The following is a 24,573-nucleotide window of genomic DNA, read 5'->3' on the forward strand; positions in this document are numbered from 1 at the left end:
TCCAACAAGCAGGGTGCGGGCTCATTTTTTCGATCGTACCCATGCTACAGGGGCTAACCGCAGGCCAAAGCACAGGCCTTCTTCGTCGGATCCTGCGCAATCCCTATGGTTAGTCGGCTCGGCGAAAGCTATGCCCAATTTAAATTTTTTTTGAACTGCTAACACCATCCGTTGCAGTAACACATGTTTGGAGGAGAACCCATGAGAACCAGAAAACTAGCCAGATCCTTTGGGCGCGCAGCGCTTGCCTCACTGATGCTTTTATGCGCGATGACAGCCAGCGCAGCCGTGACGATCAAACTGGGCTGGGCGTCGCCCGACAGTATGCAAGATCCATACGGGATCGGAGCAAATGCCTTCAAAGAAGCCGTGGAGAAACGTTCCAATGGTGAAATCAAAGTTGAGTTTTATCCCAATCGCCAATTAGGTGATGAGCGTCAGCTGGCTGAAGGGGTTCGTTTCGGAACCGTTGATGCGAGCATTGTCACGAATTCCGTGCTCACTCAGATGGATCCCGCATTTATGCTGAACGACCTTCCATTCATGTACACAAATGCCGATCAAGGACGACAACTGTTGGATGGCGAGGTTGGACAGATACTTGCAGAGAAAGCGCAGTCAAAAGGCATTATTGTGCTTGGCTATTTCGAAGGTGGATTTCGTCACATGGCCAATAATTCCCAACCTGTCTCTGCGCCAGGCGATGTTAAGGGTGTGAAGTACCGTGTAATGCAAAGCCCGCTTTTTATCGACATGTTTAACGCCCTTGGCGGCTCCGCAATTCCTATGGCTTGGGGCGAAACCTTTACTGCTGTCCAGCAAGGCACGATCGATGGCCTTGAGGGGACCGTTGGGATCTTGTCAGCAGCCAAGTTGTTTGACGTCACCAAGTACTTGTCCCTCACAAATCACACGTACTCCGTTGGCGAGCTATTGATGTCTCGCCGCTTTTACGACCGGTTAAGTGATGACCACAAGCACATCGTGCGAGAGGCCGCCATGGAAGCGGTGAAGCGTCAGCGCGAACTAAACGAGAAGAACACCGAGACGCTGTTGGCAGACCTTAAAGGTCAAGGCCTACAAGTTAATGAGGTTGCCGACATGAAGCCTTTTCGCGAGGCGGTTCGTCCCCTGCACGATCAGTATCGTGAAAAGATCGGCGCAGATCTTTATGACAAAGCCATGAGCAGCATCCGGTAATAAGAAGCGGCCGGCGAGTATGCCAACGGGAGGCAGTAGTGATCACTCGTATCTTTGATACGCTCGACAAGATATTGCGCGGCATTGTTGTCGGGTTGGTGCTATTCATGTTGGCAGCGTTAGCCTTACAAGTGGCGATGCGGTATGTGGCCAACTCACCACTTGCGTGGAGCGAAGAGTTAGCACTACTTGCCTTTAGCTGGGTGGTGCTATTGAGCACCGCCTTAGGCATTCGCAATGCGACGCACGCCCGATTGGCGGTATGGGACAACTTGCTGCCGCGCGCAATTGTGCGCCTCCTCAACGGCCTAATAGCTCTTGCCATTGCGGGATTCGGCCTGTACTTGACTATTGGCGGGTTGGATTACGCGCAGATGAGTCTGGGTATGACCTCCGCGGCTATCGCGTATCCCATGGTATGGCTCAATGTCAGCGCTCCTGTCTGCGGTGTGCTACTTATTCTGTTTGCTTTGGAACAGGTCTATATGCAAATCGGCGGGAGAGCTACCCATGAGTAGCGTAATGTGGTGGTTGACCATCGGATTTGCCGGTTGGGTCATACTTGGTATGCCCTTCGCCTTTGCGCTTGGGATCGTTGTTGCAATATCGCTTTATGTGTCAGGCATTGATCCGATTCTCTTGCCTCAATCGGTCATGGCCGGCAGCCAGTCGTTCTCTTTATTAGCTGTACCCTTCTTCATGCTGGCGGGCGAATTGATGACGGCGGGCGGCCTTTCGGCTCGGCTGGTGCGTGTTGCCGACGTCTTCGTACGTCACCTTAGAGGGGGCTTGGGACACGTCACTGTGTTGTCGGCGGGTATCTTTGCGACTATTTCGGGATCTGCCCCCGCGACCACGGCAGCCATTGGCGCGATCATGATCCCGGTCATGGCACAGCGCGGATATGGAAAACCGTTCGCGGTTGCGCTAGTTGTTTCCGCTGGCGTACTGGCACCCTTAATTCCGCCCTCGATTGCGTTCGTCATATGGGGGGTGATTTCGGAGCAGTCCATTGCCCGACTTTTTACAGCGGGCATCATACCGGGTGCTTTGATGGCAATCGGCTTGTTGATTGTCTGTTATTTATACGCCGTACGTAACAACATCCCAGTCGAACCCAGAGCGTCATGGGCGGAAATCAAGTCGGCTTTGCGCGAAGGTGTTTGGGCGCTGCTGGCTCCGACCATCATCTTGGGGGAATATATGGTGGAGTCTTTACGCCAACTGAGGCCTCCGTGGTCGGTTGCATCTATGCTCTCATCGTGGGATTCTTCATCGAGCGGCGTTTAACCTTAAAAGAGTTGCCTGAGCTTGTATGGCGCTCGACGAAGATCACTGCGATTATCATGGCAATCGTAGTCTTCTCGTCAGGCTTTGGAATTTTGATCGCTCAAGAACGCGTCGCGGTTCATTTGTCGGAATGGCTTTCTGCCAATATCGAGCAAAAGTGGGTCATGATCCTCGCGCTAAACGTAGCTTTCCTAATATTGGCTGCAGTCATGGACGAGATCGCTATCATGGTAGTCCTAGGCCCGATGTTGATTTCAATTGCCAACACTTTCGGCATTGATCCCATCCATTTTGGCACCATCATCGTCACCAATGTAGCGCTTGGCATGGCAACACCCCCGATCGGTTATTGCCTTTTTGTCGGTATGGCGATCAGCGGTTTATCCATTGGCGCAGTCTCGCGTGCAATTTGGCCGTTTCTTGTCGTTATGTTGATCGGGTTGATGCTCGTATCCTACATTCCCTCTATTACGCTCGGTTTGCAGGGAATCCTACATTAAGAAAATGTAATAACCCCCTTGACACTAAGGCCATTAATCGTGAAACAATCGCTTCACGAGCGGGTATGAGTGCCCCTCGAGGGAACTGATAGGAAAAACAAGGACATGAGAACACATTCCTTAGCATGCTAAAACGTCAAAAGACGTCAAACCAAGGCAGCAAACCCTGGGGCATTCTAACAAGAAGCGATGAGCAAGCCGCACCGAACCCTCGGGACATGTCGGCTCCTACTAGTGCGGAAATGATACCCCAGTCGTATCCATGTTGAGTCAATTCATTATGCAATTTTTCGTACTTGTTGCGTACTGGGCACCATAGGCAAAGCCCTAAAAACATGTAAGCTTTTGATTTTTAACTGAATATATGGTGGGCGGTACTGGGTTCGAACCAGTGACCCCTGCCGTGTGAAGGCAGTGCTCTACCACTGAGCTAACCGCCCCAAGACGCGACGCAAGCCGCCTTAACTACCGGCTGGTTACGTGCTGATGGGAAGGCAAGAATTGTACACCAAAGCCTACGCCTCCACGGCCCGCCAGACACAAGGTTTTCCGACTATCTTGTCCAGCACCGCCAAATACTCTTCATGCTCCTGCAGCTCCGCCGCATTGGCCGTCACCACTTTCAACACCGAAGCGTCGAACGCTTCCAGCCGCATGCCGTTGGCATCCAGGCCGCTGTTGTCTTCGAAGTCCATGATCAGGCCGTCCTGGCCGCGCGTCATGGCCAGCCAAACATCGGCCAGCAATTCGGAGTCGAGCAAGGCGCCGTGTAGCGTGCGGTGGGCGTTGGATATGCCGTAGCGTTCACACAGGGCATCCAGCGAGTTTCGCTTGCCGGGGTGGAGTTCGCGAGCATGCAGCAAAGAGTCGGTAATCTTCACGCACATGGTGTCGAACTTGGGCAGGCCGCAGCGTGCCAGTTCGGCATTCAGGAACTTGGTATCGAAGGCCGCGTTGTGGATGATAACGTCGGCACCCTGGACGAATTCCACAAGCTGGTGAGCAACCTCTTCAAACCCGGGATGGCTGGACAAAAATTCCGTGGTCAGGCCATGCACGGCAAGCGCTTCGGGGTCGCTGTCGCGTCCGGGGTTCACGTATAGATGCAGGCTGCGGCCGGTAAGGCTGCGGTTTTCCAGCTCGACGCAGGCCAATTCCACGATGCGGTGGCCCTGTGCGGGGTCCAGGCCAGTGGTTTCGGTATCAAGCACTATTTGACGCATATCTTTCCAATCTATCTATAACGGTGGCGCCCGCCCGCAGCTTCACGCAGCGGTGATGGTGGCAGCTTTGGGCTTTACGGCGCCGGCAATCAATGTATAGGCTACGGGTACGACGAACAAGGTCAGTATCGTGCCCAGGCTCAGGCCGCCTACCAGCACCCAACCAATCTGCTGGCGCGATTCGGCGCCCGCGCCGGTGGCAAACGCCAGGGGCATGACGCCCAGCACCATGGCGCCGGTGGTCATCAGTATAGGACGCAAGCGCATGACGCTGGCCTCCATGATGGCATCCATCATGGGCTTGCCTTCGGCACGTAGCTGGTTGGTGAACTCCACAATCAAAATGCCGTGCTTGGTAATCAGCCCGACCAGGGTAATTAAGCCGATCTGGCTATATATGGACAAGGTGCCTCCGGACAGCCATAAAGCTGCCAAGGCGCCCGTCATGGATAGCGGCACAGAGAACATGATAATTAGCGGGCTGCGCCAGCTTTCGAACTGCGCTGCAAGCACCAGGTAAATAAAGGCCAGCGCCATCACGAAGACCAGGTAGATGCTGCCAGATGAATCGCGGAACTCGCGCGATTGTCCGTCCAGGTCGATCTGTACGGTGGGCGGCAAGGTGTCGCGAGCCACGGCGTTCATGTGGTCCAGCACTTCGCCCAGCGCGTGCCCGGGCGCAATCGAGGCCTGCACCTTCACGGCCCGCAAGCGGTTGAAGTGGTTCAGCGACTGTGGCGATACGCTTTCGCTCACCTCCAGGAAGTTCGATAGCTGCACCATGCTGCCCGAGGCAGTGCGCACATAAATGTCGGAAATATCTGCCGGGTCGGCGCGATCCTGCTTCTTCACTTGCACGACCACATCGTATTGCTCGCCGCTGTCGCGAAAGCGCGTAACCTGGCGTCCGCCCAACATGGACTCCAGCGTGCGCCCGACGTCGCCAACGTCCACACCCACATCTGCCAACTTGTCGCGCTGGACCACCACCCGCAGTTCGGGTGTGTTAAGGCGCAGGTCGGTATCGATATTCTGCAGGCCGGGGTAATCGCGTAATTTATCCACGAAGCCATCCACCAGCTTGGCCATTTCGGGGTAAGAGACCTGGCTCATGATGACGAAGTCGATGGGCTTGGAGGTGGCGCGCTGCCCCAGCGATGGCGGGTTGGTGGGGAAAGCTTGCATGCCGGGCAAGGCCGCAAAGGCGGGCTGCAGTTCTCGGGCGATGCTTTGCTGGCTGCGATCGCGCTCGCTCCAGGGCTTAAGCCGCAAGATGGCGAATGAGTCGGTCACGGTGGGAAAGCCAATAATGGACTGGCTTCCGGCGGCTTCGGGTATCTCTTCGTAGAGCGCCTCGACGCGCTTGACGCTTTCCAGCGTGTAGTCCAGCGTCGAACCTTCCGGCCCGCTAAGCACGCCGAACACTACGCCGCGGTCTTCAATGGGTGCGAGCTCGCTCTTTACCGTCTTGAACAACACGCCGCTGCCCAGCGCCACCAGCAAACCCAGGAACAGCACGATGGTGCGATGGCGCAGCGCGCGCCCCAGACCGTTGCGATAGCGCTGGGTAAGGCGTTCAAGAAAGCGCTCGATCAAACTGTATAGGCGGCCGTGCCCTGCCTGATGGCGCAACAAGGTGGAGCACATCATGGGGGTCAGGGTTAGCGCCACAAAGCCGGACACCAGCACGGCGCCGGCTAACGTCAAGGCAAATTCAATAAACAGCCGCCCTGTGCGTCCGGTGGCAAAGGCCAGCGGCGCGTACACGGTCACCAGGGTCAGCGTCATGGCGACCACGGCAAAACCGATTTCCTTGGCGCCCAGGAAGGCGGCCTCGATACGCGTTTTGCCTTCCTCGATATGCCGGAAGATGTTCTCCAGCACCACGATGGCATCGTCCACCACCAGGCCTATCGCCAGCACCATGGCCAGCAAGGTAAGCGTGTTGATGGAAAAACCAAAAAAATACATGACACCGCAAGCACCGATCAGCGACACCGGTATGGTCACGATGGGTATCAGGCTGGCCCGCAAGCTGCGCAAGAAGAAGAAAATAACCAGCACGACAAGGATGATGGCCTCGGCCACTGTCTTGTAGACCGAGTTGATGGACTCCTGAATGAATATCGAGGTGTCGTACGAGATGTTCAGCTTCATGCCGGCCGGCAGGTTCTGGTTGATTTCCTCGATCTCGGCACGGGCTTCGCGCGACAGGTCCAGCGGGTTGGCGGTGGACTGCTTGGTGATGCCTATGGTCAAGCTGGGCTGGCCATTGAAGCGCGCCAGCACGCGTTCTTCCAGCGGGGCGATCTGCACGTCGGCCACGTCGCTGATACGCACGGGGTAACCGTTAACGTTGGACACGATCACATTGCGAAACTGCTCTACCGTTTGCAGGTCGGTGGATGACACCACCGAGAACTCGCGCTGTTGCGATTCGATCCGCCCGGCCGGAATCAACACGTTTTGCTGCAGCAGCGCTGCCTCAACATCCTGCACAATCAGGCGGTAGGCCGCCAGTTTTCCCCGGTCGATAAAGATGCGCATGGAAGGCAGCCGCTCGCCATACACGCGCACTTCGGCCGCCCCCGGCAACACCGACAAGCGCGTCTTGACGTAGCGATTGATGTAGTCGGAGGCTTCCATCTGCGTATAGCTGCCCGCCGTTACGCCTATGTACACGATAGGGGTAGAGTCGGCCTCTACTTTACTGATGATGGGCTCGTCGATCTCGTCGGGCAGGTAACGCCGGGCACGCGAGACTTTGTCGCGCACATCGGCTGCCGCAGCGTCGGGGTCGCGCGACAAGTCGAAGCTGATATTGATAAGGCTGCGTTCTGACCGGCTGCGCGAGGTCATGACGTTTACGCCCTCGATGCCCGCCAACTGGTCTTCCAGCGGCTTGGTCACCTGCGACTCTACCACTTCCGGCGAAGCGCCCTTGTACCCGGTAATGACCGACACGACCGGTTCATCAATCGCCGGGTACTCTCGTACGGTAAGCCTGTCGTAGGAAATCAGCCCGACCAGCAAGATAATCAGTGACAGCACCGAGGCAAAGACCGGGCGCTTGATGCAGATTTCCGAGATAACCATTAGCTGCGCCTACCGATCAGGAGTTGCCGGCCGCTTGGTCGGATGGCAATACGCGCACGGCGGCACCATCCGTCACCTTCTGCAAGCCCGAAGTCATGACGACATCCCCCGCCTGCAGGCCCGATACGATTTCGACCTGGCCACCGCGGCGCAAGCCGACCTGCACCACCACGCGTTCAGCGCGGTCGTCCTTTACCCGATATACATATTGCGCCTCGCCGGATGGCACCAGCGCGGTTTCGGGCACGACCAGACCTTTGTCGTCGGCAAACTGCAAGCGAACTCTGGCGAACATGCCAGGACGCAAGGCATCGTCTGTATTAGGGACGGTAGCCCGCAACAAGATAGAGCGGCCACCGACATCAATCAGGGGGCTGATGGCATCGACCTTGCCTTCGCGTTGCTGGCTGGGCAAGGCATCGAAGCTTAAGGTCAAGCCTATGCCTACGTGGACCAGGCCCAGGAACTGTTCGGGAATGCGGAAATCCACCTTCAGCGGGTCGATGGACTCCAGCGGCACCAAGTCAATGCCGGGGCTGACATAATCACCGACCGATACGTTGCGCAAACCCACCATGCCATCGAAGGGGGCCAGGATGGCGGTCTTTTCCAATTGTGCACGGGCAAGCGCCACAGCGGCCTGTTGCACCTTTAGCTGGCTGGCCGCTTCGTCGCGGGCCTGCTTGCTGATGAAGCCCTGCTTGGTCAGCTCTTGCGCGCGCCGATGCTGGCTGCTGGCCAGACTTAAGTTGGCTTCCGCCTGCTGCAACTGGGCGCGCACCACGCTATCGTCCAGCTTAACCAGAACCTGCCCTTTCTTGACCCTGCCGCCTTCATCGAAATTGATCTCGGCAATGCGGCCAGTAATTTCTGGGCGCAGCATGACGGAATCTTCCGACCGCAAGGTGCCCACTGCCGATACGCCGCGAGGCAGTGCGATCTCCACGACGGGCGCGGTCTCGACAACGACGGCAGCATTATTGGCGGAGGCCGGCGAGGCTGCGGCGATGGCTGGCGTGGGCAAGGCAGACTCTTGCCGGACCAGCCAGTAGGTGCTGCCTACACCGACAGCGATGCCAATAGCGAGCACCAAAAGAAGGCCAGGGGTGGATGTTTTCATTAGCAACAGAAAAGCAAGGATGCGGACACAATTGCTGACTTTAGCATTGCTTTGCCGCCAATTACATTGTTTTGCTAATTAATTCTGCGCGAGCGTGGTCTACACCCAAATTAGCCAGTTCATCCGCTTTTTCGTTGCCAGGATCCCCCGCATGCCCACGTACCCAGCGCCACGTCAGTTCGTGCTCTTGCACCAATTCGTCCAGCTGCTGCCAGAGGTCGGCGTTTTTTACCGGCTTCTTGTCGGCCGTGCGCCAGCCGCGCCGCTTCCAGTTGGCCAACCATTCGTCCATGCCTTTCTGCACATACTGGGAATCGGTATGCACCACCACTTTGCATGGACGCTTCAGGGCTTGCAGGGCCTGTATGACGGCCATTAGCTCCATGCGGTTGTTAGTGGTGTGAGGCTCGCCGCCGTACAAGGCTTTTTCATGTTTACCTTGCCGCAGCAAGGCGCCCCACCCGCCCAGGCCGGGGTTGCCTTTGCAGGCGCCATCGGTCCAGATTTCTACTTGACTGCTTTGCATTGTTCTTGATTACCCTGGCGAGACGCCGACCGTCTGTCGTCGCATCCGCTTTTTGTCTGTCTTCCATGTAGGCCCCACCAGCCGCATGCCCACTACCCGTTTCACTGCCGAGATGACATAGACCGCGCCGCATACGGGCCACCAGCGATCGCCCGCAGATTCCATGAAGGACCAGCGATCGAGCCATATCTGCTCATTGCACGGCGGCGCATAGCATCCGAAGCGACCACGATCCACATCAAAGGACAGCAGTTTGAACCAGTCTTTCAGCCGCGGCACCGAAACCTGCAGATGCGCGGGCACCGGCAACAAAGGATCCAGGCCAGGGATACGGTCGCTGGCGCCCCATAGGCTCCAGGGATTGAATCCCGAGATGACCACCCGTCCCTCTGGCACCAATACCCGTTCGGCCTCGCGCAGAATCTGATGCGGGTCGGCAGAGCACTCAAGCACATGAGGCAGCACCAGTAAATCGAGGCTTTGAGAGTCGAAGGGCAGGTTCTCGGGATCGGTCACCAGCAAGGCCTTGGTTTCGGCGGACTCGTCGAACAAGACCCGTGTACGCCCTTTGAAGGGTATACGATTGGCCTGCAGCAAGTCCGACTGCGGTAGGCCGATTTGTATGGCATGATAACCAAAAACATTGGCCACCATGGCATCAATCTGCTTTTGCTCCCAGGCTTGCACATACTGGCCGGGCGCGGTTTGCAACCATTCGGCAAGCTCTAGAATAAGAGGTTGATCCACCGACACTATGACTCCCGTAGCTTTATGAAAGACACCCGACTTATTCCCGTGCCCGCGTTCTCGGACAACTACATCTGGTTGGTATGCAAAAACGGGCGCGCGGTTGTCGTGGACCCCGGTCAAGCCGCCCCAGTCCAGCAAATACTCGACCGCGAAAACCTTACGCTGGATGCCATTTTACTGACGCACCACCATGCCGACCATGTGGGCGGGGTGTTGGCATTACAACAGCGAACAGGGGCCGTCGTCTATGGCCCCGCCTCCGAAAAACTGCCCGCCTGCGACCACGCGCTGAAAGAAGGCGATACGGTACAATTGCCGACCGTCGGCCTGCAGCTGCAAGTGCTGGATGTGCCCGGCCATACGGCCGGCCATATTGCCTACTACGGGCAGTTTGCTACAGGAAAACCCCTAGTTTTCTGCGGAGACACCCTATTTTCGGGCGGTTGCGGACGTCTTTTCGAAGGCACGCCAGCCCAGATGTTGAATTCTCTGAGTAAACTTGGAGCCTTGTCGCCCGACACCCTGGTGTGTTGTGCGCACGAGTACACATTGTCCAATCTACGTTGGGCGCTACAGGTAGAGCCGGACAACCTGGCCTTGCAGCAACGGTGGCAACAGGCCAGCGACCTTAGGGCGCAAGACCAGCCGACGCTGCCGTCCACACTGGAAACAGAGTTGGCTACCAACCCGTTTCTACGGACCACAGATAGCACCGTGGCCCAGGCCGCAAGCCGGTATGCGCAACACCCCCTGGACACCAGGGTAGATGTATTTGCCGCCTTACGAGAATGGAAGAACAACTTTTAATGAATTACCAATGAACTGCCTACGACTATTCGTTCTGCTTCTCGTAGCAGTACTGGCCGGCTGCGCCACCAATCAATCGCAAAACCCCTACGCCCCATCCAAGAAAAACTATACGGCGGCCGAGACTTCACGCACCATCGATCTTACCCACCCGCCGCGCGATATGTGGGACCGCATCCGACGCGGGTTTGCCATTCCCAACCTTAATAGTGAGTTGACCGAGCGCTGGACCCAATACTACGCCTCGCACCCCGAGTCGGTCCTGTTGATGAGCCAGCGTGCGGGCAAGTATCTGTATTACATCGTCGACGAACTTGACCGCCGCGGCCTGCCCACCGAACTGGCGTTACTGCCTTTCGTGGAAAGCGCCTATAACCCGACCGCGTACTCACATGCCAAGGCGTCGGGGCTATGGCAGTTCATCCCCAGCACCGGCCGGCATTACAACCTGCAGCAGGACTGGTGGCGCGATCAACGCCGCGACCCCATCGCTTCTACCCATGCCGCGCTGGAGTACCTGGCCTACCTATACGACTTCCAGGGCGATTGGTATTTGGCCCTGGCCTCCTATAACTGGGGCGAGGGCTCGGTGAAGCGGGCGATGGAAAAAAAGGTCAAGGCGGGCATCCCGGCCGACTACGCCTCTATCGATATGCCGCAGGAAACGCGCAACTACGTGCCCAAGCTGCAGGCAATCAAGAACATTATTGCCGACCCGCAACGCTACGGCATCACCCTGCCGCCGGTCAGCAACACGCCTTACTTCACGACAGTAAACAAGAAGCGCGACATGGACGTCGAGGTGGCCGCGCAACTGGCCGAGATGCCATTGGACGAATTCAAGTCGCTTAACGCTTCATACAATCGGCCGATTATTCTGGCCGAGCACAATCCCGTTCTGCTGCTGCCCACCAACCGCGTCGACATCTTCAACACCAATCTTCAGGCTTATAAAGGGCGGCTAAGCTCCTGGGATACCTACCACAGCAAGCATGGCGAATCGTACGCCGCCATAGCCAAGAAGCACGGCATCAGCCTGGGGCAGTTCCGGGCCGTCAACGGCATAAGCAAGCGTCAAAGCCGGGCCGTCGCCCAGACACTGTTGGTACCCGCCAAGGGCAGCCCACCCGGGATCATGCTGGCCGCCTACACCGAACCATCGGCCGACGCCCTGAAGCAGCCCAAATCCGGCAAGAGCAAGGATGTGGTCGTGCTGAAGCGGGCTGCCAACGTGCGTACGCATACCGTACGCAGCGGCGACACGCTGTTCTCGCTGGCCAAACGCTACAACACCTCCGTTAACGAATTGCGCAGGCTGAACAACATGAAAGGCGACAGCCTTGCCAAGGGCAAACGCCTGCGCGTACCGGGCACCAGCATCCGCGGCTAGCCTGCCATCAACAAAAGGATTTACACATGGGTTTCCTGACTGGTCGTCGCATCCTGGTAACAGGTGTGCTGTCTAACCGTTCTATCGCTTACGGCATTGCCGCGGCCTGCAAGAAACAAGGCGCCGAACTTGCCTTCACCTATGTGGGCGAACGCTTCAAAGAGCGGGTCGAGGGCTATGCCAGCGAATTCGGCAGCAACATTGTGCTTCCTTGCGATGTGGCCGAAGACGAGCAGATCGAGGGCGCCATCACGACGCTACAGACGCATTGGGATGGCCTGGATGGTCTGGTGCACGCCATTGGTTTTGCGCCGCGCGAAGCCATTGCCGGCGACTTCCTCGAAGGCATGAGCCGCGAGGGTTTCCGCATCGCCCACGACATCTCGGCCTACAGCTTTGCCGCCATGGCCAAGGCCGCACTGCCTATGCTAAAGGGGCGCAACAGCTCGGTGCTGACTCTGACCTATCTGGGCGCAGAAAAAGTCGTCCCCAACTACAACACCATGGGACTGGCCAAGGCGTCGCTTGAAGCCAGCGTGCGCTATCTGGCCGCATCGCTGGGCCCCATGGGCATACGCGCCAACGGCATTTCCGCAGGACCGATCAAAACCCTGGCGGCCAGCGGCATCAAGGACTTCGGCTCCATACTCAAGTATGTGGAAGCCAATGCCCCGCTGCGCCGCAATGTCACCATTGAAGATGTAGGTAACGTTGCAGCCTTTCTCATGTCCGAGCTTGCTGCTGGCGTTACGGGCGAGATCACCCACGTGGATGGTGGGTTCTCCACCATCGTGCCGGGCATGCAATAAGGCTTAAGCCGCCGGCGGAAACAGGACAGGCGGGTCGCCTTCCTGCCATGCCGGGTACTTATGCATGATGCGCGCAAATAAGGCGCTGGCCTGCCAATCGGCCAACCAGCGGCGCAACGACGGCCAAGGCTGGGCGTCAAACCAGGCAATATCGGTGTGCGCGAACTGGCGCACAAACGGCACTATCGCCATGTCTGCCAGGCTGCGCTTTTTGCCACACAGCCAGGTGCCGGCCTGCAAACGCTGCTCCAGCTCCAGCAACCACGGTACCGTCTGATCTCTTTGGTCTGCGCCACTTTGTGCGCCGTAGCGTTGCGGATACTTGTAGCGGTCGAGCTTGTCTTTGAACGGGCCGTCGCATTGCGCGATGAGGTTCAGCATGGCCGGTAGATCGCCCTGCTGCGGCGTCAGCCACCCCTCGGGATCGCTCTGCCCAAGTGCCCAAAGCATGATGTCCAGGCTTTGATCAACCACCGTGCCATCGATATCGATCAACACTGGCACGGTCCCTTTGGGCGAAGCTTGCAACATCGCGTCCGGCTTGTCGCGCAGGACGACTTCGCGTAGTTCGCAGCCTAGCCCGCTTATTGCGATGGCGAGCCTGGCGCGCATCGCATACGGGCAGCGACGAAATGAATAGAGTGTGGGGCGGGACGAAGCAGTAACAGTGACCATGCGCCCTTTATAACAGCCCGGCCCGCTTACTTCATGCGTACGCCGATATGGCGCTGGCGACGGGCACGCGCAAGCTCGACCTGCTTCTGGCGCTCCATGAAACGTTGCTTCTGTTCGTCCGTGTGCTGATCGTGGCAGTGCGGGCAACTAACGCCTTCGACGTAATGCTCGGACGCCTTGTCCTCCGCGCTGAGCGGCAGCCGACAGGCACGGCACAGTGCATAGCTGCCGGGCTCCAGCCCATGCTGCACCGACACGCGCTCGTCGAAGACGAAACATTCGCCATCCCAACGGCTTTCCTCGGCCGGCACGGTCTCCAGGTACTTCAGGATGCCGCCCTGCAGGTGGTAGACCTGGTCAAAGCCTTGCGATCGCAAGTAGGCAGTGGATTTCTCGCAGCGGATGCCGCCGGTGCAGAACATGGCCACCTTGGCGCCACCGGCCAGCACGCCACCCTCGACGGACTGTTCCTGCACCCACTGGGGGAACTCGGAAAAACTGGTGGTGTTAGGGTTGACCGCCCCCTGGAACGAACCGATAGACACTTCGTAGTCGTTGCGCACATCAACCACCACGACCTGCGGATCGTCCACCAGGGCGTTCCATTTTTCCGGCGGCACGTAGGTGCCGGCCATGGTGTCGGGCTGCAAGTCGGGCACGCCCATGGTGACGATCTCGCGTTTCAGCTTGACCTTCATCCGGTAGAACGGCATGGTTTCGGCCCACGATTCCTTGTGCTCCAGTTGAGCCAATCGGGGGTCGCTGCGCAGGTACGCCAACACTGCCGCAACGCCGGCGTTGCTGCCTGCGATGGTGCCGTTGATGCCTTCCTGAGCAAGCAGCAAGGTGCCTTTTACCTGCTGGCTTTCGCAGAAATCGAACAGCGGTTGCTGCAGATCTTGATAGTCGGGTAGCGCTACAAACTTGTAAAGCGCTGCAATAAGAAATTGAGACATAGGCGGATATTTTACCGTTATCGGGCAGCCGCCGTTTCCAGTATGATTAAAACGCCAGTAGCATTGAAAGGACATTCTCATGACATGGAAACTGATGCCAGGCGCGCTCGTCGTGCTGGTTGCCCTGACCGGCTGCGCCGCCAATACGACCAGCACGTCTTCCAGCCCTGATACCGCAGCATCCGGCAATAGCCAAGTGTGTAACGCCGAACAGGCAGAATCGGCGGTCGGCCAGGCGGTCAGCCCGGCTCTGGTCGAGAAATACCGCAAGCAGGCCAATGCTGAAAGCGCTCGCGCCCTGCGCCCCAACGATGTCATCACCATGGAATACAACCCGCAGCGCTTGAACCTGAAAGTGGACGAACAAGACATCGTCATCAGCGTCAATTGCAGCTAGGCTAGCGGCACCTTATGGATTCCGTCACACAAGCGGTGCTGGGCGCCGGAATCCAGGGTGCAATGCTGGGCCGCTTCCATGGTCGCAAGGCCCTGGCGGCCGGAGTCCTGTTGGCCACGCTGCCCGATCTGGATGTACTGATCGACTACGGCAACCCGGTGGCCGGCATGATCAATCATCGCGGGTTCTCGCACTCCTTGTTTGTGCTCAGTGCGCTGGCTGTCTTGCTTACCCTGTTGTGGCGGTGGTGGCGGCCCACCGCAGCCTATAGCGCAGGCCGATTGTTCCTTACCTTGTGGCTGGTGCTGATCACCCACCCGCTGCTGGATGCCTTCACCAGCTATGGCACCCAACTGTGGTGGCCCTTTACGCCCACTCCGACCAGCGGATCGAGCATCTTCATCATCGATCCCTTCTTCACCGTGCCACTGCTGTGCATGGTAGTCGCGGCAGCCATCGTGGGCATTCGTCCGCGCGCCGAAGTGGCGCTGCGCTGGGCGCTGGCTTACTGCGCTATCTATCTGGCCCTTTCGGTAGCGGCAAAGCTGGCGATAGAAGGGCGCGTGCATGAAGCATTGACGCAGGATGGCACACGGGTAGTGGCCATGTTTTCCACGCCCGAACCCTTCAACATCCTGCTATGGCGCGTCGTCGCACGCACTGACGATGATCATTACGTAGAAGCTATTAGCAGTCTGCTCGATACCGAGCCCCCGGAACGCATCCGGCAGCCACTGAATACGCACTTGGCTGCTGTGGCGCTGCCGGATTCTGCACTATTGGCCGGCTTGCAATGGTTTACCGACAACTGGCTGCGTTATGACGAGGTCGATGGCACGCTGGTGGTCAGCGACCTGCGCATGGGATTGGGTGCTGGATACTATTCCTTCCGTTTCGCCATGGCGACCCGCAGCGGGCCGGACGGTGCGTGGCAGGCCATCACGCCTTCGTACTGGGCTCACGACCGCGGCACCGAACACCTTAAGGCTATCATGCGGCGCATATGGCAACAAACACCGCCGCTGCCGCTCGCCCAATGGCTGCAAGATGCCATGTAACGACGGCCAGGGGCATCTGGCTCAGTTGCCGAAACCTTGGGCCTTACGGTGATAAACCAGCAGGCGTCCCTTGTAGGGATCGGCCGAGGCAGCTTCGGGCGGCTGGTCATTTAGTCTTTCATCCGCCGCAAGCACAAAGCCATGCGTGGCCATATGCCGGTTGAACGCAGGGCGATGTCCGCGATTTGGATCCACCAGCCACACTTCTGCCTGTGGGGCAGCATGACGGTCGATGAACTGCGCCAGGTCTTTGGGCATGTCGCGGTCATACAGCAGGTCGCTGCCTATGATCAAGTCGTATTGGCTGGCTAGCACGGCGGTGTCGTCTTCCGGGTCTGCAACGGCCTGGCTGCCCCACTGGCCGTACTTGTAGCGCAGCAGCGGCAAGTCGTTCAGGCGGGCGTTCTCGTCCAGGAAGGTTTCAGCAAGTGGGTGGCAATCGCTGGCGGTAATACGCGCGCCGCGATGTTGGGCCACCAGGCTGGCCAGCCCCAGGCCGCAGCCGATTTCCAAAATGCGTTCGTTGGCACATACCGGGCGCGAGGCCAGTCGAGTTGCCAACTGAATGCCCGACGGCCAGATCATGCCGAACAATGGCCAGGTGGCCGAGTTGATGCCGCGACGTAGCGCGACACCTTGCGGATCATGAAATTGCTGGCGGTCCAGCAAAGAGCGGATTACGAGATTCTTGACGCCCGCTATGGCGATACTCTCGAGCTTGGTTCGATAGCCCGGCATCGTCATGTCAGCCTCATACTAAAAACCTTACAAAATGCGATACCTCAAGTATGCCCCATTTGCCCGGATAGAGCCAACGAGCTATTTGGAAAATCTCTTTTATTTCAATAACTTTTGTTTCGCTACGGGTCAGCCATCGCCGCTGGGTAAAATGGCGATTTGATGTCAGCTTCATGCCCCAGCACAACCGCAACACCTCCCCTACCCGCCCTGCCGCCTCCCCCGCTCTGGTGATCTTCGCCCTGGCCATCGGCGCCTTTGCGATCGGCACCACAGAGTTCGCCACGATGAGCCTGTTGCCCTACTTCGCGAAGGATCTGGGCATCGATGCACCTACCGCCGGCCATGCAATCAGCGCCTATGCCCTGGGAGTCGTCGTGGGCGCACCGGTGTTGACGGTGCTGGCAGCGCGGATGGCCCGGCGCACCCTGCTGCTGTGGCTGATGTCCATGTTTGCCTTGTTCAACGGCCTGTGCGCCTTCGCGCCCAGCTTTGAATCCTTGCTGGTGTTGCGCTTTCTTAGTGGCTTGCCGCATGGCGCCTATTTCGGCATCGCCTCGCTCGTTGCGGTATCGCTGGTGCCATTGAACAAGCGCAATCAAGCGGTGGGACGCATGTTCCTGGGCCTTACCGTCGCCACCATCATTGGCGTGCCCTTCGCCAATTGGCTGGGCCACGTGGTGGGATGGCGCTGGGGCTTCGCTCTGGTTGCCGTCGTTGGCGCACTGGCTGTGGCGTTGATTGCCTTGCTTGCCCCGCGCTCGCCGCCAGCGCATGGTTCCAGCCCCTTGCGCGAACTGGGCGCACTGAAGCATTTGCAAGTCTGGCTTACGCTGGCTGTCGGTGCGATTGGCTTTGGCGGACTGTTCGCGGTCTACACCTATCTGGCTGATGCCCTGCTGTTATACACACAGGTGTCGCCTTCTACCGTGCCGATCGTGCTGGCGGTATTTGGCATCGGCATGACGATAGGCAACATTGTGGTGCCCTGGTTTGCTGACAAGGCCTTGATACCGACGGCCGCCGGCTTGCTGCTGTGGAGCGCCGCCGCTTCGGCACTGTTTACGGTGACGGCCGGCAATGTGTGGGCGGTGTCCGTTACCGTCTTCTTTATTGGCATGGGCGGTGCCTTGGGCACCGTGTTGCAAACGCGGCTGATGGATGTGGCACGCAACGCGCAAGGGCTGGCCGCAGCGCTGAATCACTCGGCATTTAATTTTGCCAACGCCCTGGGGCCACTGCTGGGCGGAATGGCCATCGCCCGCGGCTACGGCTGGACCTCGCCGGGCTGGGTCGGCAGTTTGCTGGCTCTGGGTGGCCTGGCGCTGCTGCTGGTTTCCATCCAGGTGGATCGGCGCAGTAAAACGGCCCGTCCAGCGCGCTGAGTGGCCGAATGCCTAGCGGTCGGTGTCGGCTTCAGCCAGCAAAGGCGAACGCAGGATTATCTTGGTGGTCGCAAAAAAATGAACTTCCAGTTGCTCCAGCGCAGCCTTTTCGTCGCGGCGCAACACAGCATCGACCAGTATCTGGTGCTCTTGCCGGACATCGCGATGGTCAGTACCCAACGGCACCGATAACAGCCGGTAGCGCTCGCTTTGCCTGTACAGCAATAGGCGCAATCGCAGCAACCACTCGCTGCGGCATGCGCTGACCAGGGCCTCGTGGAACTCGGCGTGCGCTTCATTCCAGGGTAGCGTAGAACGCGGCTCGACCGCATCCGAGGTGTCTTGCAGGCGCTCCATGCGGTGTACGGCGGCCACGATACGGCTTTCCCACTCTACATCGCCGTATTGCATGGCCTGGGCCAGGCAAAGCGATTCTATCTCGACGCGCGTCTTGGTCAGGTCCAGCAGCTCTTCCTTGCTGACAGTGGCCACGCGGTAACCGCGGCGGGCCTCCGCCACCACCATCCCCTCGGCGCTTAGGCGCGACAGGGCTTCCCGTATGGCTCCCAGGCTGACTCCTATACGGGCTTCCAGCGCCTTGATATTCAGCTTCGCGCCCGGCAACAGCGTGCCGTCCAGTATTTCGGACCGGACGATATGGCAGACCGTATCCGCCTGCGTGAGCTTGTTGGTGGTGTCGTTCATGGAATCTATATTCTATACGGGTTTGTTCTAATCAACTAATAATATATTTTATAGGTGTTAATAGATTCACCGTGATACAGTACGTCCGAACAGCCATAGAAGAAGGAAAACACATGAAGCTGCTGCGTTTTGTTCAAAACGGAAAAGAGGGCTGGGCGGTGTGCCAGCCCGGGCGGGACAGTTGGCACGGCACCACCGAAGACGCGCCCGCTTACATCGGGTCTCTTGACGAGGTGATCAAGGCCGGCAGCCATGCGCTTCAAGCCGCCATTGACGACATGGCCGCGCAAGACCCCATCGATCTGCAAGCCGTACGTCTCTTGCCGCCCTTGAGCCAGCCGGGCAAGATCATTTGCGTCGGCCTCAACTACCATGACCACTCCATGGAAAGCGGGTTCGAGCAACCGGACTATCCCACCCTGTTTTCAAGGTTCAGCACCAGCCTGACGGGCCACGACGAGCCAATATTCCACTCCAGCCTTTCCGACACCCTGGACTTCGAGGGTGAACTGGCTGTGGTCATTGGTAAAGGCGGCGGCAACATCGCACGTGACCAGGCCCTGGACCATGTGCTGGCGTATTCGGTCTTTAACGATGGCAGCGTACGCGAGTACCAGTTCAAATCACCGCAATGGATGATGGGCAAGAATTTCGATCGCACCGGCGGCTTTGGCCCCTGGCTGGTGACCGCGGATGAGCTGCCGGCCGGCGCCAGCGGCCTGCGTCTGGAAACGCGGCTTAACGGCGTGACCGTACAGTCGGCCAACACACAAGACATGGTGTTCGACGTGGCATCGCTGATCGCGATCCTGAGCGAAGCCATCACGCTCGAGGCAGGCGACCTGATTGTGGCCGGCACGCCCTCGGGTGTAGGACATGCGCGCGACCCGAAGCTGTACATGAGGCCCGGAGACGTATGTGAAGTGGAAATTGAAGGCATAGGCTTGCTGCGCAACCAAATCGAAAGCCGCGCGGCAATCCAGTAAATCAAACCGGAGGAGACAACATGAAAATCAAGAAAATCCTGACCATGACGGTCATCGCAGCAGCCTTCGGGCTGTCCACATTCAGCGCTGGCGCACAAGACATCAAAGAGCGAACGGCGCGCTTTGGCCATGGCATGGCTGATGACCACCCCGCCGGCCTTGCCGCAAAGCAATTTGCCCAAGAGCTGAACAAAGCCACGGACGGCAAGATGAAGATCTCGGTCATTGCCAACCAGGCGCTGGGCCCCGATCCGCAGATGCTGGGTGCCCTGCAAGGCGGCATCCAAGAGTTCTACACCGGCAGCGCATTGGCCATGCTCGGTCAGGTTAAAGAACTGGGCTTCCAGGACGTACCCTTTCTGTTCCAGTCAGAGGCCGAAGCGCATGCGGTGTTCGACGGCCCCGTGGGCGACTACCTGAATGCCAAGCTAAGCGCTGTCGGCATACACGTGCTGGGCTGGTGGGAAAACGGCTTTCGCCACATCACTAACTCGCGCCGTGCCGTCAACACGCTGGAAGACCTGAAAGGCCTGAAGTTGCGCACCCAACCCAACCCGCTGACCCTGGATGCCTTCAAGGCACTGGGGGCCAACGCTTCGCCGCTGGCCTGGTCCGAATTGTTCGTGGCACTGGAAACCAAAGCGTTCGACGGCCAGGAGAACCCTGTCGTACTGATGTACACGCAGCGATTCTACGAGGTACAGAACCACATGACCCTGTCCGGCCACGTGTACTCACCGCTGATCTTCGCGGTATCAAAGAAGTTCTGGGATAGCCTCTCGCCCCAGGAGCAGGCGCTGATGAATACGGCAGCCAAAAACGCCACACAGTTCCAACGCCAGCACACCGCTGCCGAAGTTGACGTCGCGCTGCAGAAAATGAAAGAGCATGGCGTTGCTGTCACGCAGTTTTCAGAAGCCGACCTGCAAAAGATCCGCGACCTCGTGCCGCCCGCCATCGAGCCGCATCTGGCCAAGATCGGGCCGGAGTTCATGAATCTCGTGTACACCGAGATCGACGCAACCCGCGCCGCCAAATAAGCGGACTGAACCGGACCGCTTAGTCATGATGCCTCGTACTCCGTTAACGCCGGAGTTCATTGCCAGCCTGACCAGCCTGCTGGGAGACCGGTTTACTACCAGTCTCCCAGTGCGCGATCATCATGGCCGCGATGAATCCATTTTTCCCGCCATGCCGCCGGACGCTGTTGCGTTTGCGCGAAGCACGGAAGATATCGTCCAGATCGTAGACGCATGCCGCCATCATGGCGTGCCTATCGTCCCCTATGGCGCGGGTTCGTCCCTGGAAGGACACACGCTTGCTGCCGAAGGCGGCCTGTGCCTGAACGTGCAGCAGATGGACCAGATCATAGCCATCGATGCGGACGATCAAACCGCTACGGTGCAGCCGGGCGTCACACGCGAAGCCCTGAACGCCCACTTGCGCGACACCGGGCTGTTCTTTCCGGTCGACCCGGGTGCCGACGCCAGCCTGGGCGGCATGTGCGCAACCCGGGCCTCGGGAACCAATGCCGTGCGCTATGGCACGATGCGCGAGAACGTCGTCAACCTGACAGTGATCACCGCCGATGGCCAGACCATCAAGACCGGCCGTCGCGCCAGGAAGTCAGCAGCCGGCTACGACCTGACCCGGCTGTTCGTCGGTTCCGAAGGCACGCTGGGGGTGATCGCCGAGGCCACTGTGCGCCTCTACCCCTTGCCCGAAGCCATCATGGCGGCGGTTTGCGCCTTCCCCGACATCAATGCTGCCGTCGCGTCGGTCGTACAGATTATCCAGTTGGGCGTGCCGGTGGCCCGTTGCGAATTTGTCGACGCCGTCGCAATACGCGCCCTGAACGCCTACAGCAATACCGGCCTGCCCGAAGTGCCCCACCTGTTCTTCGAGTTCCATGGTAGCGATGCCGGTCTACGCGAGCAGATTGAATTGGTGCAGAGCATTACCGAAGACCATGGCGCTGCTCAGTTCGAATGGGCCAGCACGCCCGAAGCACGCAGCAAGCTATGGAAGGCACGTCACACCATTTACTTCGCCGCCTCTCAGTTGCGACCGGGCGCGCGCTCCGTCGTCACCGATGTGTGCGTACCCATCTCGCAGTTGGCCGAATGCGTCTGGGAAACCAGCCAGGATCTGCAGCGCGAGGGCATCATCGCCCCCATTGTCGGCCACGTCGGTGACGGTAATTTCCATGTGCAGATGCTGGTTGATGCTGACGTGCCGGCCGAAGTGGCCCAAGCCGAGCAACTGAATGCCCGGCTGGTGGCCCGCGCGCTGGCCATGGATGGCACCTGCACCGGCGAGCACGGCATCGGACTGCACAAGCAAGGCTTTCTGGTCGACGAACTGGGCAGTGCCTCGGTAGAGGTCATGCGCCAGATCAAACACGCCCTGGATCCCGGTAATATCATGAACCCCGGCAAGGTCTTCGCGTTCTAGACCATCGCAGGCGCCACAACTTTATAAAAAATAGATCGGACGCCCCATGAGACAAATCATCCACTGGTACTTCAAGACGCTGGAATTTCTGATTGTGCTGTGCCTGGCCGCCATGTGCATCATGGTCTTCAGCAATGTCGTCCTGCGTCACTTTTTCGACTCGGGCATCAATATCGCCGAAGAGCTCTCGCGCTTCATGTTTATCTGGCTGACCTTCCTGGGTGCCATCGTCGCCATGCGCGAAGGCGGGCACCTGGGTGTTGACATGCTGGTGGCCCGGCTGTCGGGACGGCCCCTGTTCTATACCGTGGTGGCAGCTCAGGCGCTGATCGCGCTCTGCTGCGCCGTGCTGTTGTGGGGCCTGTTGAAGCAGCATGCGCTTAATGTCGCGAACTCGGGTCTGGTCACCGGCATATCCTTAAGCGTCGTGTATTCGGCCGCTTATCTGTGCGCCGCGTCCATCGGCCTGTCCACCCTATACACCCTGCTGGGCCTGCTTCGCGGCAAGATCCACCCTGCCACGCTTATCCAGTCGCACGATATTGATCAGGGGACCGCATGATCATCGCCGTATTCGTTGCTTCCCTGCTGGGCGCCATGGGCATAGGCGTTCCTATCGCGTTTGCGTTGATGGCGTGCAGCATGGCCATGATGTGGTACATGGATTTTTTCGATGCGCAGATCATGGCGCAGAACATGCTGTCCGGCGCCGACAGCTTTCCATTGATCGCCATCCCCTTCTTTGTGCTGGCCGGCGAACTCATGAACGCGGGCGGAATCTCGCGACGGATCGTCGACGTGGCCAGCGTCTGGGTCGGGCATTTCCGGGGTGGACTGGGCTATGTTGCCATCTTTGCCTGCGTCGTGATGGCGTCCTTGTCGGGCTCGGCCATCGCCGATACGGCCGCAGTCGCGGCGCTGCTTATCCCCATGATGCGCAAAGCCGGCTACGACGTGCATCGTGCTTCCGGACTGATTGCGTCGGGCGGTATTATCGCGCCGATTATCCCGCCCTCCATCGGCTTCGTCATGCTGGGGGTGGTCGGCAACATTTCCATCACCGGCCTGTTCATCGCCGGCATTGTGCCGGGCTTGTTGATGGCCGTGGCGCTGGTCACCACGTGGACCTTCCAGGCCAAGCGCGACAGCATGCCGCGTGGCCAACGGCATTCGACGCGCCAGCGTTGGTCCGCAACCATCGCTGGCTTCTGGGCGCTGCTGATGCCCGTGATTATCGTGGGCGGCATGAAAGGTGGCTACTTCACGCCCACCGAGGCAGCCGTCGTTGCCGTGTTCTATGCCATGTTCGTCGGCTTCGTGGTGTATCGGGAGCTGAAGGTCTCGCACTTGTATGCACTGCTGCTCAGCGCTGGCAAAACTTCGGCCATCGTCATGTTCCTGGTTGCGGCCGCACAGGTGTCGGCATGGCTGATTGCTGCGGCCAGTATCCCCATGGTGGTGGCGGATTTGCTCGGCCCACTGGTAGAACACCCCATCTTGCTGATGCTATGCATCATGCTGCTGGTATTTGTGGTTGGCACGATACTGGACTTTGCACCGACGATACTGATTCTTGTACCCGTGCTTATGCCGGTGGTGCGCATGGCGGGCATAGACCCGATTTATTTCGGCGTGCTCTTCATCATGAACAACGCCATAGGCTTGATCACGCCGCCCGTCGGCACCGTGTTGAATGTGGTGGCCGGGGTAGCTCGGGCCAAGCTGGAGCCGGTGATCCGTGCTGTCATACCGTATATGCTGGCGCAACTGGCGGTATTGCTGCTACTGGTGTTCTTCCCGCAAATTGTTCTGGTGCCGCTGCGCTTCATGATGGGCTAAGCCGCCCAGCTGGCCCTAGCTCCACGCCAATGGCCACGTGCCGGCCCGCACATTCTGTAACCACAGGGTGCAGGTCAGTGTCTTGGCATCGGTGATGCGACCATCGCGGCATGCAGCCAGCACGTCATCGACAGCCATGGTTTGCACTTCCAGGAACTCGTCCTCGTCCAATTGCGCAGCGCCGGCCACCAACTGCCGCGCGAAGAAGATGTGGATGACCTCAGTGGAGTAGGAGATGGCCAGGTGCAGGTCTCCGGCATGCGCCCATTGTCCTGCCGTATAGCCGGTTTCTTCCAGCAGCTCGCGCTTGGCGCAGACCAGGGGATCTTCGCCAGGATCAAGCTTGCCAGCCGGAAACTCCGTCATCACCCGGCCCACCGGGTAGCGAAACTGCCGCTCCATCAGCACGCTGTCGTCATCCAACAGCGGAATGATGACGACCGCTCCGGGGTGTACGATGTACTCGCGGCTTGCCGTCGCGCCGTCCGGCAGCCGGACGGTATCGCGCCGGGCCTTGAGAAAGCTGCCCTCGCACAGGGTATGGCTTTTGATCAGGGTCTCGGTCAGGTGGTCGTCGTTAGGCATTTAATGTACTCACAGGCGCTGTGTATGTCGTATAACGGGTAACTAAGCAGCAGTGTAGAACGACGCAAGAGAAACATAGCGAGG

23 protein-coding genes, 1 tRNA gene and 1 pseudogene are annotated in these 24,573 nt (G+C 58.8%); 14 read left to right on the forward strand and 11 right to left on the reverse strand.

What is annotated here, in order from left to right; translation table 11 throughout:
• Window positions 1-201 precede the first annotated feature (201 nt).
• The 3 genes and pseudogenes from CKA81_RS10525 (at window position 202) to CKA81_RS17325 (ending at window position 2,990) form a co-directional block, all read left to right on the forward strand.
• Window positions 202-1,200, forward strand: a complete 999-nt coding sequence (locus CKA81_RS10525; protein ID WP_128355227.1) for a TRAP transporter substrate-binding protein — start codon at window positions 202-204, stop codon at window positions 1,198-1,200.
• Between the two features lie 38 nt (window positions 1,201-1,238).
• A complete protein-coding gene (locus CKA81_RS10530) occupies window positions 1,239-1,718 on the forward strand; it encodes a TRAP transporter small permease (protein WP_128355228.1) in 480 nt (159 codons plus the stop codon).
• 49 nt (window positions 1,719-1,767) lie between these two features.
• A pseudogene (locus tag CKA81_RS17325) lies at window positions 1,768-2,990 on the forward strand (TRAP transporter large permease).
• 365 nt (window positions 2,991-3,355) lie between these two features.
• Here CKA81_RS17325 and CKA81_RS10540 read toward each other — a convergent pair.
• The 6 genes from CKA81_RS10540 to CKA81_RS10565 form a co-directional block, all read right to left on the reverse strand.
• Window positions 3,356-3,430 (reverse strand) — tRNA-Val (locus CKA81_RS10540).
• A gap of 75 nt (window positions 3,431-3,505) precedes the next feature.
• A complete protein-coding gene (dnaQ, locus tag CKA81_RS10545; RefSeq protein WP_128355229.1) occupies window positions 3,506-4,213 on the reverse strand; it encodes a DNA polymerase III subunit epsilon in 708 nt (235 codons plus the stop codon).
• Window positions 4,214-4,255: 42 nt separating this feature from the next.
• Window positions 4,256-7,309, reverse strand: coding sequence for an efflux RND transporter permease subunit (locus tag CKA81_RS10550; protein WP_128355230.1), 3,054 nt, complete (start codon window positions 7,307-7,309; stop codon window positions 4,256-4,258).
• Window positions 7,310-7,325: 16 nt separating this feature from the next.
• The gene (locus tag CKA81_RS10555; protein WP_128355231.1) at window positions 7,326-8,429 is read right to left on the reverse strand and encodes an efflux RND transporter periplasmic adaptor subunit; all 1,104 of its coding nucleotides are present in this window, start codon (window positions 8,427-8,429) and stop codon (window positions 7,326-7,328) included.
• A gap of 61 nt (window positions 8,430-8,490) precedes the next feature.
• Window positions 8,491-8,955 carry a ribonuclease HI gene (gene rnhA / locus CKA81_RS10560; RefSeq protein WP_128355232.1) on the reverse strand — a complete coding sequence of 155 codons (465 nt, stop codon included), beginning with the start codon at window positions 8,953-8,955 and terminating at the stop codon, window positions 8,491-8,493.
• A gap of 9 nt (window positions 8,956-8,964) precedes the next feature.
• A complete protein-coding gene (locus CKA81_RS10565; RefSeq protein WP_128355233.1) occupies window positions 8,965-9,708 on the reverse strand; it encodes a class I SAM-dependent methyltransferase in 744 nt (247 codons plus the stop codon).
• Between the two features lie 18 nt (window positions 9,709-9,726).
• Between CKA81_RS10565 and gloB the strand changes: the two genes are divergently transcribed.
• From gloB to fabI, 3 genes are read left to right on the forward strand one after another with little or no spacing between them, the layout of a single operon-like run.
• On the forward strand, window positions 9,727-10,512 hold the full coding sequence (gene gloB, locus CKA81_RS10570) for a hydroxyacylglutathione hydrolase (RefSeq protein ID WP_128355234.1): 786 nt from the start codon (window positions 9,727-9,729) through the stop codon (window positions 10,510-10,512).
• A gap of 10 nt (window positions 10,513-10,522) precedes the next feature.
• Complete coding sequence (locus CKA81_RS10575; RefSeq protein ID WP_128355235.1) at window positions 10,523-11,902, forward strand: transglycosylase SLT domain-containing protein; 1,380 nt, start codon at window positions 10,523-10,525, stop codon at window positions 11,900-11,902.
• 26 nt (window positions 11,903-11,928) lie between these two features.
• Window positions 11,929-12,711: an enoyl-ACP reductase FabI gene (fabI, locus tag CKA81_RS10580; protein WP_128355236.1), complete on the forward strand. Its 783-nt coding sequence runs from the start codon at window positions 11,929-11,931 to the stop codon at window positions 12,709-12,711.
• A gap of 3 nt (window positions 12,712-12,714) precedes the next feature.
• On the opposite strand, the gene CKA81_RS10585 is transcribed toward fabI, so the two are convergent.
• Complete coding sequence (locus tag CKA81_RS10585; RefSeq protein ID WP_128355237.1) at window positions 12,715-13,386, reverse strand: glutathione S-transferase; 672 nt, start codon at window positions 13,384-13,386, stop codon at window positions 12,715-12,717.
• A 26-nt stretch (window positions 13,387-13,412) separates the two neighbouring features.
• Window positions 13,413-14,342, reverse strand: coding sequence for an oxygen-dependent tRNA uridine(34) hydroxylase TrhO (gene trhO / locus CKA81_RS10590; protein ID WP_128355238.1), 930 nt, complete (start codon window positions 14,340-14,342; stop codon window positions 13,413-13,415).
• A gap of 79 nt (window positions 14,343-14,421) precedes the next feature.
• On the opposite strand from trhO, the gene CKA81_RS10595 reads away from it, so the two are divergent.
• Together CKA81_RS10595 and CKA81_RS10600 are read left to right on the forward strand one after the other, a co-directional pair.
• Window positions 14,422-14,739 carry an I78 family peptidase inhibitor gene (locus tag CKA81_RS10595; RefSeq protein ID WP_128355239.1) on the forward strand — a complete coding sequence of 106 codons (318 nt, stop codon included), beginning with the start codon at window positions 14,422-14,424 and terminating at the stop codon, window positions 14,737-14,739.
• A 14-nt stretch (window positions 14,740-14,753) separates the two neighbouring features.
• Window positions 14,754-15,797, forward strand: coding sequence for a metal-dependent hydrolase (locus CKA81_RS10600; protein WP_128355240.1), 1,044 nt, complete (start codon window positions 14,754-14,756; stop codon window positions 15,795-15,797).
• Between the two features lie 21 nt (window positions 15,798-15,818).
• On the opposite strand, the gene CKA81_RS10605 is transcribed toward CKA81_RS10600, so the two are convergent.
• A complete protein-coding gene (locus CKA81_RS10605; RefSeq protein ID WP_317135161.1) occupies window positions 15,819-16,541 on the reverse strand; it encodes a class I SAM-dependent methyltransferase in 723 nt (240 codons plus the stop codon).
• Window positions 16,542-16,708: 167 nt separating this feature from the next.
• Here CKA81_RS10605 and CKA81_RS10610 point away from each other — a divergent pair, with 167 nt between their 5' ends.
• Window positions 16,709-17,920 carry an MFS transporter gene (locus CKA81_RS10610; protein ID WP_128355241.1) on the forward strand — a complete coding sequence of 404 codons (1,212 nt, stop codon included), beginning with the start codon at window positions 16,709-16,711 and terminating at the stop codon, window positions 17,918-17,920.
• Window positions 17,921-17,932: 12 nt separating this feature from the next.
• On the opposite strand, the gene CKA81_RS10615 is transcribed toward CKA81_RS10610, so the two are convergent.
• Window positions 17,933-18,625 carry a GntR family transcriptional regulator gene (locus tag CKA81_RS10615; RefSeq protein WP_128355242.1) on the reverse strand — a complete coding sequence of 231 codons (693 nt, stop codon included), beginning with the start codon at window positions 18,623-18,625 and terminating at the stop codon, window positions 17,933-17,935.
• 113 nt (window positions 18,626-18,738) lie between these two features.
• Here CKA81_RS10615 and CKA81_RS10620 point away from each other — a divergent pair, with 113 nt between their 5' ends.
• The 5 genes from CKA81_RS10620 to CKA81_RS10640 are packed head-to-tail and all read left to right on the forward strand — an operon-like array spanning window position 18,739 to window position 23,904.
• Window positions 18,739-19,611: a fumarylacetoacetate hydrolase family protein gene (locus tag CKA81_RS10620; RefSeq protein WP_128355243.1), complete on the forward strand. Its 873-nt coding sequence runs from the start codon at window positions 18,739-18,741 to the stop codon at window positions 19,609-19,611.
• 20 nt (window positions 19,612-19,631) lie between these two features.
• Window positions 19,632-20,651, forward strand: coding sequence for a TRAP transporter substrate-binding protein (locus tag CKA81_RS10625; protein ID WP_128355244.1), 1,020 nt, complete (start codon window positions 19,632-19,634; stop codon window positions 20,649-20,651).
• A 25-nt stretch (window positions 20,652-20,676) separates the two neighbouring features.
• The gene (locus CKA81_RS10630) at window positions 20,677-22,065 is read left to right on the forward strand and encodes an FAD-binding oxidoreductase (protein WP_128355245.1); all 1,389 of its coding nucleotides are present in this window, start codon (window positions 20,677-20,679) and stop codon (window positions 22,063-22,065) included.
• Window positions 22,066-22,111: 46 nt separating this feature from the next.
• Window positions 22,112-22,627: a TRAP transporter small permease gene (locus CKA81_RS10635; RefSeq protein WP_128355246.1), complete on the forward strand. Its 516-nt coding sequence runs from the start codon at window positions 22,112-22,114 to the stop codon at window positions 22,625-22,627.
• A complete protein-coding gene (locus CKA81_RS10640; RefSeq protein ID WP_128355247.1) occupies window positions 22,624-23,904 on the forward strand; it encodes a TRAP transporter large permease subunit in 1,281 nt (426 codons plus the stop codon). The genes CKA81_RS10635 and CKA81_RS10640 overlap by 4 nt, the downstream gene beginning before the upstream one ends.
• 15 nt (window positions 23,905-23,919) lie before the next feature.
• On the opposite strand, the gene CKA81_RS10645 is transcribed toward CKA81_RS10640, so the two are convergent.
• Entirely contained in the window at window positions 23,920-24,489 is a 570-nt protein-coding gene (locus tag CKA81_RS10645) for an NUDIX domain-containing protein (RefSeq protein WP_128355248.1), read from the reverse strand.
• Window positions 24,490-24,573: the final 84 nt, after the last annotated feature.

The sequence above is a fragment of the Pollutimonas thiosulfatoxidans genome, from assembly GCF_004022565.1.
Classification (GTDB): Bacteria; Pseudomonadota; Gammaproteobacteria; order Burkholderiales; family Burkholderiaceae_B; genus Pusillimonas_D; species Pusillimonas_D thiosulfatoxidans.

Excerpts from the sequence above, each read along its gene's own strand:
- CKA81_RS10525 (WP_128355227.1), top strand. The coding sequence starts at position 202 with ATGAGAACCAGAAAACTAGCCAGATCCTTTGGGCGCGCAGCGCTTGCC.
- dnaQ (WP_128355229.1), bottom strand. The coding sequence starts at position 4,213 with ATGCGTCAAATAGTGCTTGATACCGAAACCACTGGCCTGGACCCCGCA.
- CKA81_RS10550 (WP_128355230.1), bottom strand. The coding sequence starts at position 7,309 with ATGGTTATCTCGGAAATCTGCATCAAGCGCCCGGTCTTTGCCTCGGTG.
- CKA81_RS10555 (WP_128355231.1), bottom strand. The coding sequence starts at position 8,429 with ATGAAAACATCCACCCCTGGCCTTCTTTTGGTGCTCGCTATTGGCATC.
- rnhA (WP_128355232.1), bottom strand. The coding sequence starts at position 8,955 with ATGCAAAGCAGTCAAGTAGAAATCTGGACCGATGGCGCCTGCAAAGGC.
- gloB (WP_128355234.1), top strand. The coding sequence starts at position 9,727 with ATGAAAGACACCCGACTTATTCCCGTGCCCGCGTTCTCGGACAACTAC.
- CKA81_RS10575 (WP_128355235.1), top strand. The coding sequence starts at position 10,523 with ATGAACTGCCTACGACTATTCGTTCTGCTTCTCGTAGCAGTACTGGCC.
- fabI (WP_128355236.1), top strand. The coding sequence starts at position 11,929 with ATGGGTTTCCTGACTGGTCGTCGCATCCTGGTAACAGGTGTGCTGTCT.
- CKA81_RS10585 (WP_128355237.1), bottom strand. The coding sequence starts at position 13,386 with ATGGTCACTGTTACTGCTTCGTCCCGCCCCACACTCTATTCATTTCGT.
- trhO (WP_128355238.1), bottom strand. The coding sequence starts at position 14,342 with ATGTCTCAATTTCTTATTGCAGCGCTTTACAAGTTTGTAGCGCTACCC.
- CKA81_RS10595 (WP_128355239.1), top strand. The coding sequence starts at position 14,422 with ATGACATGGAAACTGATGCCAGGCGCGCTCGTCGTGCTGGTTGCCCTG.
- CKA81_RS10600 (WP_128355240.1), top strand. The coding sequence starts at position 14,754 with ATGGATTCCGTCACACAAGCGGTGCTGGGCGCCGGAATCCAGGGTGCA.
- CKA81_RS10605 (WP_317135161.1), bottom strand. The coding sequence starts at position 16,541 with ATGACGATGCCGGGCTATCGAACCAAGCTCGAGAGTATCGCCATAGCG.
- CKA81_RS10610 (WP_128355241.1), top strand. The coding sequence starts at position 16,709 with ATGCCCCAGCACAACCGCAACACCTCCCCTACCCGCCCTGCCGCCTCC.
- CKA81_RS10615 (WP_128355242.1), bottom strand. The coding sequence starts at position 18,625 with ATGAACGACACCACCAACAAGCTCACGCAGGCGGATACGGTCTGCCAT.
- CKA81_RS10620 (WP_128355243.1), top strand. The coding sequence starts at position 18,739 with ATGAAGCTGCTGCGTTTTGTTCAAAACGGAAAAGAGGGCTGGGCGGTG.
- CKA81_RS10625 (WP_128355244.1), top strand. The coding sequence starts at position 19,632 with ATGAAAATCAAGAAAATCCTGACCATGACGGTCATCGCAGCAGCCTTC.
- CKA81_RS10630 (WP_128355245.1), top strand. The coding sequence starts at position 20,677 with ATGATGCCTCGTACTCCGTTAACGCCGGAGTTCATTGCCAGCCTGACC.
- CKA81_RS10635 (WP_128355246.1), top strand. The coding sequence starts at position 22,112 with ATGAGACAAATCATCCACTGGTACTTCAAGACGCTGGAATTTCTGATT.
- CKA81_RS10640 (WP_128355247.1), top strand. The coding sequence starts at position 22,624 with ATGATCATCGCCGTATTCGTTGCTTCCCTGCTGGGCGCCATGGGCATA.
- CKA81_RS10645 (WP_128355248.1), bottom strand. The coding sequence starts at position 24,489 with ATGCCTAACGACGACCACCTGACCGAGACCCTGATCAAAAGCCATACC.